The sequence below is a fragment of the Delftia sp. Cs1-4 genome (genome assembly GCF_000214395.1).
Taxonomy (GTDB): Bacteria; Pseudomonadota; Gammaproteobacteria; order Burkholderiales; family Burkholderiaceae_C; genus Comamonas; species Comamonas acidovorans.
In genome coordinates, this window is sequence record NC_015563.1 from 6,321,055 (window position 1) to 6,334,198 (window position 13,144).

Here is a 13,144-nt window from a genome sequence, read left to right on the forward strand (position 1 = left end):
GGTTTTTTTATCTATTCATATATCAATTCATGGATTTGCATAAATCCTTGATTTTCAATAAATTAACCCCTTGTTTCATCCATTCATGAATTGATTCCCCATGGCCACTGAAGACCTCTCCCTGCAGGTGCTGGCAGCACTGCGCCGCCAGGGCGGCGCGCTGGCGGCGCGCGAGTTGCAGCAGATGCTGGGCGTGAGCCAGCCCACGGTGTCGCGCGCGCTGGCACCGCTGATCCAGTCGGGCCAGGTGCGCAAGGTGGGGGCGGCGCGCACGCAGCGCTATGTGCTGCCGCGCCAGGTGGCGGGCGTGGGCGCCGAGGTGGCCATCATGCGCGTGGACACCGAAGGCCATGCATCACCCTTCGGCCGCATGATCGCCCTGCACGGCGGCGGCTTCTGGGTGGATGAGGCCGACGGCCTCAGCGAGCAGCACGACGGCCTGCCCTGGTTCCTGGACGACATGCGGCCCCAGGGCTTCATCGGCCGCAGCTTTGCGCACAGCCACCCCGAACTGCAGCTGGGCGGCGACCCGCGCCAGTGGGGCGAGGACGATGTGCTGCGCGCCCTGGCCCCCTTTGGCGAAGACCTGCCGGGCAACCTCATCGTGGGCGAAGCCGCCTTCGAGCGCTTCCACTCCCTGCCCGCGCGCACGCTGCGCGCCGCCTCTGCGGCCGACTATCCGCGCCTGGCCATGCAGGCCATGCAGGGCACGCATCCGGGCTCGTCGGCGGGCGGCGAGCAGCCCAAGTTCTGCTGCATCACGGCCGGGCGCAGCGTCATCGTCAAGTTCTCCCCGGCAGGCAACGCGCCGGCCGAGCAGCGCATCCGCGACCTGCTGGTCTGCGAGCACCTGGCACTGCAGACCCTGGCCGAAGACGGCCTGCCCGCAGCGCGCACGCGGCTGTTCCTCGATGGCGGCCGCGCCTTCCTCGAATCGGAGCGCTTCGACCGCAGCCAGCCGGCGCCGGGCGATGTGCCAAGCGTTGTGCCGGGCGATATGCCCGTCTCACAGGCCCACCCGGGCAGCAACCCTGGACGCATCGGCATGGTGTCCCTGCAGGTGCTCAATGCCCAGTACGTGGGCGAGGTGGACAACTGGGCAGCCACGGCCAACCGCTTGGCCGCACGCGGCCTCATCACCAAGGCCGACGCGCGCAGCCTGCGCCTGCTCGAAGCCTACGGCCAGCTCATCGCCAACACCGACCGGCACTACGGCAACATCTCCTTCGTGCTGCCGCAGCCCCATGGCGACTGGGCGCTGTCGCCCACCTACGACATGCTGCCCATGCTCTACATGCCCATCAACGGCGAGATCGTGGAGCGCGACTTCGGCTCCCAGCCCCAGCGGCCCACGGCCGCCACGCTGGCCGAATGGCCGCATGCCCAGGCGCTGGCACGCCGCTTCTGGCAGGCCGTCGCGCAGGATGCGCGCATCTCCGGGGACTTTCGCAGCATCGCTGCGCGAAATCTTGAATTCATGAATGCCTGATTGACAGGCAACAGCAATGAAATTCAGATGCCAATCTGTGGATAACTCCGGTAATTTCTCTTGAAAAACCTGTGCACATGCTATTGAGAAATATTTGCACAAGCTGTGCTTTGACTGCGCAAAACCTGCCATCCACAAGGGCAGTACGCCACCGCCTGCACAATCGAAGGCTTCCTCATCCGACAAGAGCCTGGCCACCGATGACAAGCATTGCTCCTTCTCACGCCGCAGACCCGCGCATCGCCGACGTGCTCAGCTACTGGCTGGGCTCCGCGCATCCCGACAACGCGGGCGCCCTGGCCTGCAAGAACCTGTGGTTCATCAAGTCCGATGCCACTGACGACCAGATCCGCGAGCGCTTCGGCGCCCTGGTCGAAGATGCACTGGCCGGCCAACTGGACGGCTGGGCCGGCACGGCGCTGGGGCGGCTGGCGCTGATCGTGTTGCTGGACCAGTTCACGCGCAACCTGTTCCGGGGCACGGCACGCAGCTTTGCAGGCGACCCGCAGGCGCTGCAACTGGCGCTGGACGGCATCGCCCTGGGCCATGACCGCCATGCCGACCTGCCTGCCGTGGCGCGCATCTTCTGCTACCTGCCGCTGGAGCATGCCGAAGACCTGGCCCTGCAGGACCGCAGCGTGGCCGCCTTCCAGGCCCTGGCCGACCAGGCCGGTGACGCTGGCGGCGAGGGCGTGCGCGAGTTCCTCGCCGGCACGCTTGACTACGCCCACCGGCACCGCGACGTCATCGTGCGCTACGGCCGCTTTCCGCACCGCAATGCCATCCTGGGCCGCACCAGCACGGCCGAGGAACTGCAGTACCTGTCCCAGCCCGGCTCAGGGTTCTGAGAGCGCAGCGGATCTCCTTCACCCACAAAAAAAGGGAACGTGCCAACGTTCCCTTTTTTGCTTTCGGCGCGCTGCCGGCATTCAGGCCGGCTGCGCCTGCGGCTGGCGCTCGCCGCCCTTGCGCTCGCCATCGCGCATGCGCAGCGCCCAGCGCTCGATCGTGTAGAACGACAACGCCGACAGCGCCACCGAGATCGCCAGTCCCAGCGCCACCACCACGGGCCACGAGAAGTCGGCGCGCAGATAGCGCACCACCGGGTAGTGCCAGAGGTAGACGCCATAGGACAGGCGGCCCAGTTTCACCAGCGTGGGCGACGACAGCATGTCGAAGACCAGGCCCGAGCCCTGGCTTGCCGCCACCAGCAGCACCACGGCGGCGCATTCCACCACGGTGATGCCCCAGACCATGGCGTCCTGGTTGTCCCATTGCAGCGCCATCAACAGCGGCACGGCCAGCGGCACCCACATGGCGTGGTGCATGCGCGCCTTCAATGCAGCGATGAAGTCGGGCCGCTCGATCATCACCGCCGCCAGCAGCGCACCGGCGAACAGGCCCGAGGCACGGGTGTCGAAGCGAAAGAAGATCTCATAGAAGTGCTGGCCCTGGTCCACCCAGTACACACGCCACAGCCAGCTCAGCGCCCACAGCAGGGCAATCGGGCGCCACAGACGGCCCGGCTTGGAAAAGCGCAGCAGCAGCACCAGCAGCGGCGGCCAGATCAGGTAGAAATGCTCCTCCACCGACAGCGACCACATGTGCAGCAGCGTGTCCGGGCTGTCGAAGAAGGCGATGCCGTAGTCGGCCAGATAGAGGATGGAGACCAGCGCATCGGTGTAGATGTCATTCAGGTCCGGCCACAGCAAGGGCGCGAAGATGCAGTACGCGCCCAGGAACAGGGCCAGCGCCGGCATCAGGCGATAGAAGCGGCGGCGGTAAAAGCGCCAGAAGCCGATGCGGCCTTCGGATTCGTTCTCCATCAGCAGCAGCGAGGTGATCAGATAGCCGCTGAGCACGAAGAACAGGTCCACCCCGAAGAATGCGCCATCGAACAAAGGCGCATGGGAGTGCGACAAGATCACCAACAGGATCGCCACGCCCCGCAGCCCGTCAAGGGCGGGGTTGTAGTGCAGTTTGAAATCCTTGACCACCAAAACCGGACACCTTTCCAACGCCGGGGCATACGCCCCGGGCCATGAACAAACCCCATGAAAAATGGAGCACGCGGACATGGCGCAGCCGTCCCCGGGAGGGTCGCAACGCATGGTCCAGCGCGATAAGAGAGACGGCACGCCCCAAGGTTCCCGGCGGATGCTGTGACCAGCAATCCGCGAGCCGCGGCTGCGGCGCACCTGGAGGATGCGGGCCGCCTCTACGGGCGGCCCTGCGTGCACGAACATGCCCTGCAGTACAGGGCAATGGCTGATGAATTTCAGCGAAATCCGATTTTAGCCATCACCGCCTGCGGGCCAGGTTCGATGGACATTCGGCCTGGAATCCTGGGTCACCCCGCCCCGCCGCCTGTCCACCTCTCATCGCACGCCGCGAGTATGGGCAGCGCACCGCGGCCGGAACGTAACAGGAAGTTGTCGCCGACGCTGCTGCGCCCTGCCTCACGCCGCCCTGCGCCGCCCTGTTGAGCCACTGGCGAACACAGGGCAAGGGGAGTTGGATGCGCCGTCAACAATTTGGAACAAAACGCCACCAATCCCAATGAACACCAGCATCTTCCGCTATCGTTTTTAACAAGCAGGCGGACAAACGGAAGAGATCGCGTCCTGCAGACCACGGCGCGCGTCACTGTCTGTCTGCACCGGCTGCTGGTTCTTGGCCCGCAGATAGTGCTCGGTGAAGAGCGCCAGGTAGCTCTCCAGCGCGCGGCCTGCGCGCCGGTCGCCTCCGTCGCCCGTCAGCTCCAGGCACAGGGCCGCCACCTCGCTGGTGCAGAAATGGTCTTCGCGCTGGGAGCGACGCAGACGGTACTGCGACACCTGGTCCGGGTGCAGGCTCAGCACCGGAAAGCGGTCCAGGTAAGGGCTCTTGCGGAACATCTTGCGCGCCTCGGGCCAGGTCGCGTCCAGCAGGATGAACAGCGGGCGCCGGCCTTGGTTCGGTTCGACCCCGGCTCGGGGCGCCGGCAGCGCATGCACCACGCGCTGCGGCGGCTCCACGAACTCGCCGGGAAACACCACATAGGGCTGCCACTGCGGATCATCGAGCAAGGCCAGCAGGCCCGCATCGGCCTCGGTGCGCGCCCAGCCGAAGGCATGCGTCTGCTCCACCACATCGGCGATCAGCCAACCCGTATTGCTGGGCTTGAGCGGCTCGGCATCGTGCATCAACAGGCAAAAGCCCGCCCGCGTCGGCAGCATGGGACGCAGCGCGCAAAGGCAGTGCGAAGGCCGCAGCCGGCATCCCTCGCAGCGCTCACCGCGCGGCCCGCCGCGCGACAGAAACGGCCGCGTGCTGCGCGCCAGCCGCTGCGTGCGCAGCCGCGAGACCGCATGCGGCGCCACGCCGGAGTCCACGCCGCGCAGATAGGACAGAGGCACGCAGGCATCCTGCGCCGAAGCAGGCACAGCTGACATGTCCAGGCTCATCCCACGCTTTCCAGCTCGAACAGCGGCAGCTCGGCGCGGCGGCTCAGCCACACGCCGCCGCCCAGTTCCTTGAAATGCTCGGCCAGCCCGCGCCGGTACAGATCGGCCCGGTGGCGGAACAGGCGCGGATCGGTCAGATCCTCATCGATCACGCCGCGTTCGTAATCCTCGCGCGCCACCGCCTCCACATACAGACCGCCTCGGCTCAACCGCCCCAGATTGGCCAGCGCGCGCTTGAGATCCGGCGGGCTCAGATAGGGCAGCACGCCCTGGCAGATCACCAGATCGAAGGGCTCTGCAGGATCATGCGCCGCATAGTCCACCACCGAGCCGCGCTCCCAACCGAAGCGCCCGCACAGGTACTCGCTGAACTCCACGCCGTGGTAGCTGGCACCGGGGAAGTGGCGCTGCACCGCCTCGCGCCACAGACCGATGCCGCAGCCCACATCCAGCACGCGGCGCACGGGCACGCGCACATAACTCAGGTAGGAACAGACGAAAGCGCCCAGACGGTTCACATGCTCGGTATCGACCACGCTGGTCTTCTTGTCGAAGTAGTAGCGCTGGTAGTACGCCTCGTCGAACCACTGGTCACTTGCTGATTGCACGCATTCTCCTTGGGGGTGAGCGCCCGGCGGGCGCGTTCGGGCGGGAGTATGGCGCAGAGGGCAGTGGGTATGGGCACGCGTGTTTTTTGCCCCTGCCAGGTGATGCTTTTTCCGAGGCCGGGCCTGTCCAGTTGTCGACCAATTTCTTGATCGCCCGCATAAGCCAAGACAGTTGCTACTCCGCCAGGCGGACTGATTTGCATATCAGATCACAACAACAGCCGCCCAAACATCTAAAAAACTGCGAGATATGACAAAAAGATCAGGATTGCATAATTTTACAAATTCAACCCAACCACTCAATACCCATCATGGCTAACATATCAGCGGCAATTACGATATGGCGCAAATCACTGATTAACAACTTATGGGCAATCATCAGGCCCACATCTTTGGTACTCAAATGCTAATAATCGATAGAAATGGAATAGCAATCCACTCACTCATAAAGCCAGCCATCGCACCCACCATTGAACGTGGTGAAATGAAAGAAATTCATGGCATCATTGTTCATCAAACTGGAGGGTCGACAGCACAGTCTTCAATTGACAGTTACAAAAACCCATCAGCAAATGGAGCACATTTCCTGATAGAGAAAGATGGAACAATATATCAAACCGCTTCCCTCTACAAACAAACATGGCACATTGGCAAAATAAAAGCGCGTTGTCTACTGGAAAAGCGATGTACGCCAGTTGAATTAAAATCGTTACAACGTTTCAATCCGACCCAAGAGAATAAGCGCGAGATGCTGAAAAAGGTTCCAGCACGATTTCCAGCCAACCAAGACAGCATTGGCATTGAATTGGTAGGTGAAGCACTTCCTCGTGGCGGGAACATACCAGACGAAAAGAAAACTTATCAAGCCGTTACAAGCGAGCAGAATAATGCACTACAGTGGCTTATCGCGGAATTAACGCTGACACTAAGAATATCTATGAGCGAAGTTTTCAGGCATCCAGAAGTCTCTAGAAAAAATCCTACGGAAGCGATTTCAGCAAAATGGTGAGATCACTATTAACCTTACCCCTGCTAGTTGTTATGGCTAGCACCGCCTCCGCCGCCAATCAATGCACAAAAGGCTCAGAGTTCGAGCCGCCACTTTGCCCACTGATACTTCCCAAGATCAGCCAGATCACCATCCAGGAAAACGCGGCCAAATCGCCCATCGAAAAAGACCCAGCGGTGAGTTGCGCTAACTTTGTCCTGACCATCTCCCAGGTACGCCGTTATTTTCAACAGGCAAAAACCACCAACGAAAACGACGCGCACTACACGCTAGACTGGTCGCCCTGCTATGCAAGCGGCGAAATCGCATTCAGCGATGGCAGCCGTGGAAGTTGGAGCATCAACCAGTTCCGGGGCGGTGCGCTGTTCCTGGAGGGCAGGGACAAGACGGTATTGCACTGCCCAAAATGCAAGTTCAAGCCATTTCAATGGTGATTATTCTGGCGTGGACCACGTTGGCCAACCGCAATAAAAAACGGCCGAGTGCAGCGATGGCACATCGGCTGTTTGCATTTTGGCGTTTCGACGTCAGGGCTCCAGCCCCGAAAAAACACCGTCCGGCACGGTCAGAAACTTAGGCCTTCGGCGGCCGATGCAACAGGCACAGCTTGTTGCCATCCAGATCCCGCACATAGGCCAGGTACAGCCGGCCGCCGGGCGAAGCCTCGCGCCAGCCGGGCGGATCCTCGCAGGTCACGCCCCCGGCTGCCACGGCGGCGGCATGGGCCGCGTCGGCCTGCTCGGGCGACTGCGTCGCAAAGCCGATGGTCGCGCCATTGCCGTGGCAGGCAGACTCGCCGTTGATCGGTGTGGAAATGGCAAACGTGCCGCCCGCGCTGCGGTAGAAATAGCGGTTCTTGTTGGCCATGCCCGGCGCAACGCCGAGCGCGCCCAGGAATGCGTCGTAGAACTGCTTGGATTTTTCGAGGTCGTTGACCCCGACCATGACGTGGCTGAACATGCCTGTGTCTCCTTGGTTGATGCGAACCGGGATGTTAGCTGCGGCACGCCGTCCTGCTGTCACCCATGCGCGCCAGCGACCATACTGTCGCCCCCGCCACAGCCGGCGGACATTGCACCGATACCGCGATACCGAAACCATGCGCCTTCTTCACACTTCCGACTGGCACCTGGGCCAGCACTTCATGGGCAAGAGCCGCCAGGCCGAGCACGCTGCGCTCATCGACTGGCTGCTGGAGCAGGTCGATGCCCAGGCGGTGGATGCCGTGCTCATCGCGGGCGATATCTTCGACACCGGCGCGCCGCCCAGCTATGCGCGCGAGCTGTACAGCCAGCTGGTGGTGCGCCTGCATGCGGCGGGCGTGGCCCTGTTGCTGCTGGGCGGCAACCACGACTCCGTGGCCACGCTGGCAGAGAACCGCGAGCTGCTGGCCTGCCTGGACACCACCGTGGTTGCCGCCGTGGGCGAGACGGCCAGCCACGTGGTCGAGCTGCCGCTGCGGCGCCGGCCGGGGCAGCCGGCCGCGCCCGGCTGCATCGTCTGTGCCCTGCCCTTCATGCGCCCGCGCGACCTGGTGCTGAGCCAGCCGGGCCAAAGCGCCGAGCAAAAGCAGCAGGCGCTGCAGGCCGCCATCGAGTCCTGCTACCGCAGCGTGCACGACGCCGCCATGGCACGCCGTGACACGCTGGCCGCCGTATCCGGCCAGCGCCTGCCCATCATCGCCACGGGCCATCTCACCACCGTGGGCGCCAGCAGCAGCGAGTCCGTGCGCGAGATCTACGTGGGATCGCTGGACGCCTTCCCCACCTCCGCCTTTCCGCCCGCCGACTACGTGGCCCTGGGCCACATCCACCAGCCGCAGAAAGTGGGCGGCCTGGAGCACATCCGCTACAGCGGCTCGCCCATTGCGCTGAGCTTTGACGAGGCCCGCCAGTCCAAGCAGATGCTGCTGGTGGACCTGGGCCCCGAAGGGCTGCAGGCCGTCACGCCGCTGCCCGTTCCCTGCTTTCAGCCCATGGCCTCGGTGGCAGGCAGCCTGACCGCCTTGCCGGATCTGATGCGCGCCGCCGCCCAGGCCGGCAGCCCTGCATGGCCCGTGTGGCTGGAGGTGGTGGTGGAGCAGGACGACTACCTGCCCCAGCTCACCGACCGCGTGCAGGCCCTGGCCGACGAGCTGCCCGTGGAACTGCTGCGCGTGCGGCGTCAGCGCGGCCGGGCGGTGGCCGGCATGGCCGCCGCCGCCGGCGAGTCGCTGCACGAGATCAGCCCCGCCGACGTCTTCGAGCGCCGCCTGGCGCTGGAAACACTGGAGCCCGGCCTGGCCCAGGCCCTTACCCGGCGCTACCAGGAAGTGGTGGCCGGGCTCGATGCGCCCCAGCCAGGCGCCGGCGAACACGGCGAGGAGGCCCGCGCATGAAGATCCTTACGCTGCGGCTCAAGAACCTCAACTCGCTCAAGGGCGAATGGCGCATCGACTTCACGCAGGCACCGTTCGCGGGCAACGGCCTGTTCGCCATCACCGGGGCCACGGGCGCGGGCAAGTCCACCCTGCTCGATGCCATCTGCCTGGCGCTGTACCACCAGACACCCAGGCTGAACAACATCTCGGCATCAGCCAACGACCTCATGACGCGCCACACGGCAGACTGCCTGGCCGAGGTCGAATTCGAGGTCAAGGGGCAGGTCTACCGCGCCTTCTGGAGCCAGCGCCGCGCACGCGACAGGCTCGATGGCGCGCTGCAGGCGCCCAAGGTGGAACTGGCCCGTGGCGACGGCAGCATCCTCAGCAGCCAGACGCGCGACAAGCTGGAGCAGACCGCTGCCATCACGGGGCTGGACTTCGAGCGCTTCACCAAGTCCATGCTGCTGGCCCAGGGCGGCTTTGCGGCGTTCCTTGAAGCCAATGCCAACGTCCGCGCCGGCCTGCTGGAAGAGCTGACAGGCACCGAGATCTACGGCCTCATCTCGCAAAAAGTCTTCGAACGCGCCCGCGATGCGCGCCAGCGCCTGGACCAGCTCAAGGCCCAGGCCGATGGCGTGGAGTTGCTGACGCCCGAGGCGCGCGATGCCCTGCAGGCCCAGGCCGACAGCCTGGTGACGGAGCAGGCCACGCTGCAGGCCGACTACCTGCGCACCCAGGCCCAGCACCAATGGCAGCAGCAACTGGCCCAGGCCACCCAGACACTGCAGGCCGCCCGCACCGGCTGCGCAGACGCCGCCCAGGCACTGGAGCAGGCCGCGCCCGAACTGGAAAGACTGGCCCATGACGAGCCCGCGCAGGCGCTGCAACCGCTGCACCAGGCCTGGCAGCGCAGCACCGCCGCCTGCGATGACAGCCGCCAGCAACTGCAGCAACTGCGCGAGCACGAACAGCAGACCCAGGCCCGGCTGCTGCTGCAGCACCGCCATGCCCAGGCCCTGTCCGCCCGCCTGGCCCAGGCCGCGCAAGACACCCTGGCCCGCCAGCAGGCCGAGCACCAAACGCTGGAACAGTTCTGCACCCAACATGCCGCACATGCCCTGCTGGGCGAGCGCCTGGGCAGCTGGCGCCAGCAGTTCAAGCTGCGCGCCAGCCAGCAACAGCAAGCGGCCAACCAGCAGCAGGCCCTGCGCAAGCTGGATGCCGAACAGGCCCGCATGGCGCAAAGCGCCGAAGCCGGCGCGGCCCAGGTCCAGGCCGCCACCGACGCCCAGGCCTGCGCCAGCGCCGCACTCCAGCACGCGCAGGACGAACAGGCGCAGCGCCTTCAAGGCAGCGGCGGCATGGCCGAGCTGCGCGCGCGCGAGCAGGCAGAGCAGGACCGCCTGCACCTGTGGCGCCAGGCAGAAACCCAGGCCGCGCAGCGCCGCGAACTTGCGCGCCAGCAACAGACACTGGCCCGGGAATTGCGCGAAGGCACAGCACTGGCGCAGCAGCAGACGGACACCTGGCAAGCCCTGCGCACGCGCTACATAGACGTGCGAGAACAGGTCCGCGACAAGCAAAAGCTGCTGGCCCAGGAGCAGCGCATTCAAAGCCTGTCCGAGCACCGCCACGCCCTGCAGCCCGGCCAGCCCTGCCCGCTGTGCGGCGCGCAAGAGCACCCGGCCGTGGCCGCCTACGAAGCGCTGGACGCCTCGGCCACAGAAGCCGCGCTGCGCCGCAAGCAGGATGAACTCGACGCCCTGCAAACCCAGGGCGAAACCGCCCGCGCCACGCTGGCCGCCACCACGGCCGCACAGGCTGCGCGCCAGCGCCAGGCCGACGAACTGGAACAGGACATCGCACGCTGGCACGGCACATGGAACGACACATGGCAGGGCCTCACGCAACCCCTGCAACTCGCGCCAGGCAGTTGGCAACAGGCCGACACCCTCGCCGCATCGGCCCAGGCCTGCGCCCGCCAGCTGGACACGCTCAAGCGCGCCGTGCAGGCCGCCGAGCAAGGCGAGCAGGCCGTGCAACAGGCCAAGGACGCCGCCCAGCACAGCCGCCAGTCACTGCAGACCGCGCAAGGCCAGCTTGCGCTGCAGCAGCAGGCCCTGGCCGACCACAGCGCACGCCGCGAAGAACTGCAGCAATCCATCGCCGGCCTGCTGGCCGAAGCCCAGGCGCTGAACACGCAGTTGCAGGCTTCACTCGGCGAGGCCAGCCACACGGTGCCCGATGAGGCCCAGCCCTGGCTTGAAGCGCGCGAAGCCGAATGGCAGCACTGGCAACAGGCCCGGCACGACCTGCAGCAACTGGCCCAATCCATGGCCTTGCAGCGCAAGGAATGCGAGGCGGCCGAGGCCGATGCGCAGCGCTGGAACAAACAGTGGGAAACACAGTGGGAGGGGCAGGGAACGGCGCAGCCCCATCCCGCCGATACGGCTGTGGCAAAGCCGCCTTCCCTGCCCTTGCCGCCCGTGGAACAGCTGCCGCAGGCCCTGGCCGGATGCGCCAGCGACATCGCCGCTCTCACGCGCCAGCAGGATGCCCTGCAAGGCCAGCAGCAACAGGCCCAGGCCACGCTGGCCCGCCAGCGCGAGGAAGCGGCACAGGCCGAATCCGCATGGCAGGCCGCCCTGAGCACCAGCCCCTTTGCTGACGAGCCCGCCTACCTGCAGGCCCTGCTGCCCGCACCCGAACGCCAGCGCCTGGCCGCGCTGCGCCAGCAACTGCAGGCGGCACAACAGCGCGCGGCCACCCTGCTGGAAGCCGCGCAACGCGAGCACGCGGATCTGCAGGCCCAGGCCCTGACCGACCTGGCACCCGAAGCCATCCAGGCGCTGCTGCAAACACTGCAGGAGCGCCATACGGCACTCAGCGAACAACTGGGCGGCGCCCGCGCCCAGCTGGCCGATGACCAGCGCCGCCGCCAGGGCCAGCAGGCCCTGTTCGAGCACATCTCCGCCCAGGCCAGCGACAGCGACCTGTGGCAGCACCTGGATGGCCTCATCGGCTCGGCCAAGGGCGACAAATACCGGCGCTTCGCCCAGGGCCTCACCCTGGACCACCTGCTGCACCTGGCCAACCTCCACCTGGCACGCCTGCACGGCCGCTACCTGCTGCGCCGCAAGCCCGAAGGCGAGCTGGAACTGGACATCGTCGACAGCTGGCAGGGCGACACCCCGCGCGACACGCGCACGCTATCGGGGGGCGAAGCCTTCCTCGTCAGCCTGGCCCTGGCACTGGCCCTGTCCGACCTGGTCAGCCACAAGACCTCCATCGACTCCCTGTTCCTCGACGAAGGCTTCGGCACGCTCGATGCCGACACGCTGGAGATCGCGCTCGACGCACTCGACCGGCTCAACGACAGCGGCAAGATGATCGGCATCATCAGCCACGTGGAGGCGCTCAAGGAGCGCATCGCCGTGCAGGTGCGGGTGGAGAAAGGCGGTGGCGTGGGGCATTCGAGGCTGGTGGTTTCTTCGTGATACGGAACTGTCACCAAACTGCCTCCCAACGCCTGCACCATCCTGCGGGCACGGCCTGCCTGGCCGCCGTTCACTCCTTTTCAAGGACCGTTCCATGCAAGTGCGCTTTCCCAATCCCTTCGGCCTGGCCCTGCCCGACGCCCAGGCGGTGCGCGAGTACCAGGCCGCGCAAGGCTTCTCCGACGCCTACGCGCAGTTCCTGATCACGCAGAACGGCCTGGACTTCGACCGGCTCGAAGCGGCGCCCGACCGCGAGGACTACCTGCAGGCCGACGACGAGACCGGCGACAACCACGCCTGGCTGCGCACCCTGCACCACTTCCGCGCAGGCTCGGAGCACTGCGACGTGGAGGACCATCAGCGCGAGAACCTGTTTGCCGCGCACTTCATGGTCATTGGCCATGACCCCGGCGGCAACCCCTTCGTGGAAGTGCTGCACGGCGCCTTCAAGGGCCGCATCGGCAGCCTGGACCATGAGCTGTTTGCAGGCTGCGAGGACCTGGAGCAGTTCCTCGAAGAAATGGAACTGAGCGGCTTTGCCGCCGCCAGCGTGGACGACCAGACCGACATGCTTTGCGACGAAGACCAGGGCCTGATCTGGTTCCACGCCAGCAGCATGGACAGCTTCTTGCAGCAATGCGTGTTCTGCCACGAGGACGGCTCGGGCTTCGTGGTGGACGAGCCGGGGCTGGAAGAGGATTGAGCCACGGGGCGGGGAGGCCAGTGCTCGTGC

The 13,144-nt window shown here is 65.6% G+C and carries 11 protein-coding genes; 7 read left to right on the forward strand and 4 right to left on the reverse strand.

The genetic code is table 11. The features are described from left to right. Positions 1-100: 100 nt before the first annotated feature. Entirely contained in the window at positions 101-1,489 is a 1,389-nt protein-coding gene (gene yjjJ / locus DELCS14_RS27800; protein ID WP_013804551.1) for a type II toxin-antitoxin system HipA family toxin YjjJ, read from the forward strand. 200 nt (positions 1,490-1,689) lie between these two features. Then, positions 1,690-2,337, forward strand: a complete 648-nt coding sequence (locus tag DELCS14_RS27805; protein ID WP_013804552.1) for a DUF924 family protein — start codon at positions 1,690-1,692, stop codon at positions 2,335-2,337. Between the two features lie 81 nt (positions 2,338-2,418). Here DELCS14_RS27805 and DELCS14_RS27810 read toward each other — a convergent pair whose 3' ends face one another. The 3 genes from DELCS14_RS27810 to DELCS14_RS27820 form a co-directional block, all read right to left on the reverse strand. Then, positions 2,419-3,567: an acyltransferase gene (locus DELCS14_RS27810; protein ID WP_013804553.1), complete on the reverse strand. Its 1,149-nt coding sequence runs from the start codon at positions 3,565-3,567 to the stop codon at positions 2,419-2,421. A gap of 510 nt (positions 3,568-4,077) precedes the next feature. Continuing rightward, positions 4,078-4,923, reverse strand: coding sequence for a tRNA-uridine aminocarboxypropyltransferase (locus DELCS14_RS27815; RefSeq protein WP_139093450.1), 846 nt, complete (start codon positions 4,921-4,923; stop codon positions 4,078-4,080). A gap of 8 nt (positions 4,924-4,931) precedes the next feature. After that, positions 4,932-5,543 carry a class I SAM-dependent methyltransferase gene (locus tag DELCS14_RS27820; RefSeq protein WP_013804555.1) on the reverse strand — a complete coding sequence of 204 codons (612 nt, stop codon included), beginning with the start codon at positions 5,541-5,543 and terminating at the stop codon, positions 4,932-4,934. A 367-nt stretch (positions 5,544-5,910) separates the two neighbouring features. Between DELCS14_RS27820 and DELCS14_RS30265 the strand changes: the two genes are divergently transcribed. Beyond that, positions 5,911-6,552 (forward strand): peptidoglycan recognition family protein, encoded by a 642-nt coding sequence (locus tag DELCS14_RS30265; protein ID WP_013804556.1) that lies wholly within the window; start codon positions 5,911-5,913, stop codon positions 6,550-6,552. 32 nt (positions 6,553-6,584) lie between these two features. Next, entirely contained in the window at positions 6,585-6,986 is a 402-nt protein-coding gene (locus DELCS14_RS30270) for a hypothetical protein (RefSeq protein ID WP_013804557.1), read from the forward strand. Positions 6,987-7,125: 139 nt separating this feature from the next. Here the strand turns inward: DELCS14_RS30270 and DELCS14_RS27825 are convergent, their stop codons facing one another. Beyond that, positions 7,126-7,512, reverse strand: coding sequence for a VOC family protein (locus tag DELCS14_RS27825; protein WP_013804558.1), 387 nt, complete (start codon positions 7,510-7,512; stop codon positions 7,126-7,128). Between the two features lie 139 nt (positions 7,513-7,651). Here DELCS14_RS27825 and sbcD point away from each other — a divergent pair, with 139 nt between their 5' ends. The 3 genes from sbcD (at position 7,652) to DELCS14_RS27840 (ending at position 13,114) form a co-directional block, all read left to right on the forward strand. Beyond that, positions 7,652-8,929 (forward strand): exonuclease subunit SbcD, encoded by a 1,278-nt coding sequence (gene sbcD / locus DELCS14_RS27830; RefSeq protein WP_013804559.1) that lies wholly within the window; start codon positions 7,652-7,654, stop codon positions 8,927-8,929. After that, positions 8,926-12,411 (forward strand): AAA family ATPase, encoded by a 3,486-nt coding sequence (locus DELCS14_RS27835; protein ID WP_013804560.1) that lies wholly within the window; start codon positions 8,926-8,928, stop codon positions 12,409-12,411. The genes sbcD and DELCS14_RS27835 overlap by 4 nt, the downstream gene beginning before the upstream one ends. A gap of 94 nt (positions 12,412-12,505) precedes the next feature. Beyond that, a complete protein-coding gene (locus DELCS14_RS27840; RefSeq protein ID WP_013804561.1) occupies positions 12,506-13,114 on the forward strand; it encodes a hypothetical protein in 609 nt (202 codons plus the stop codon). The last annotated feature ends 30 nt before the right edge of the window (positions 13,115-13,144 follow it).

Excerpts from the sequence above, each read along its gene's own strand:
- yjjJ (WP_013804551.1), top strand. The coding sequence starts at position 101 with ATGGCCACTGAAGACCTCTCCCTGCAGGTGCTGGCAGCACTGCGCCGC.
- DELCS14_RS27805 (WP_013804552.1), top strand. The coding sequence starts at position 1,690 with ATGACAAGCATTGCTCCTTCTCACGCCGCAGACCCGCGCATCGCCGAC.
- DELCS14_RS27810 (WP_013804553.1), bottom strand. The coding sequence starts at position 3,567 with ATGTCCGCGTGCTCCATTTTTCATGGGGTTTGTTCATGGCCCGGGGCG.
- DELCS14_RS27815 (WP_139093450.1), bottom strand. The coding sequence starts at position 4,923 with ATGTCAGCTGTGCCTGCTTCGGCGCAGGATGCCTGCGTGCCTCTGTCC.
- DELCS14_RS30265 (WP_013804556.1), top strand. The coding sequence starts at position 5,911 with ATGGGCAATCATCAGGCCCACATCTTTGGTACTCAAATGCTAATAATC.
- DELCS14_RS30270 (WP_013804557.1), top strand. The coding sequence starts at position 6,585 with ATGGCTAGCACCGCCTCCGCCGCCAATCAATGCACAAAAGGCTCAGAG.
- DELCS14_RS27825 (WP_013804558.1), bottom strand. The coding sequence starts at position 7,512 with ATGTTCAGCCACGTCATGGTCGGGGTCAACGACCTCGAAAAATCCAAG.
- sbcD (WP_013804559.1), top strand. The coding sequence starts at position 7,652 with ATGCGCCTTCTTCACACTTCCGACTGGCACCTGGGCCAGCACTTCATG.
- DELCS14_RS27835 (WP_013804560.1), top strand. The coding sequence starts at position 8,926 with ATGAAGATCCTTACGCTGCGGCTCAAGAACCTCAACTCGCTCAAGGGC.
- DELCS14_RS27840 (WP_013804561.1), top strand. The coding sequence starts at position 12,506 with ATGCAAGTGCGCTTTCCCAATCCCTTCGGCCTGGCCCTGCCCGACGCC.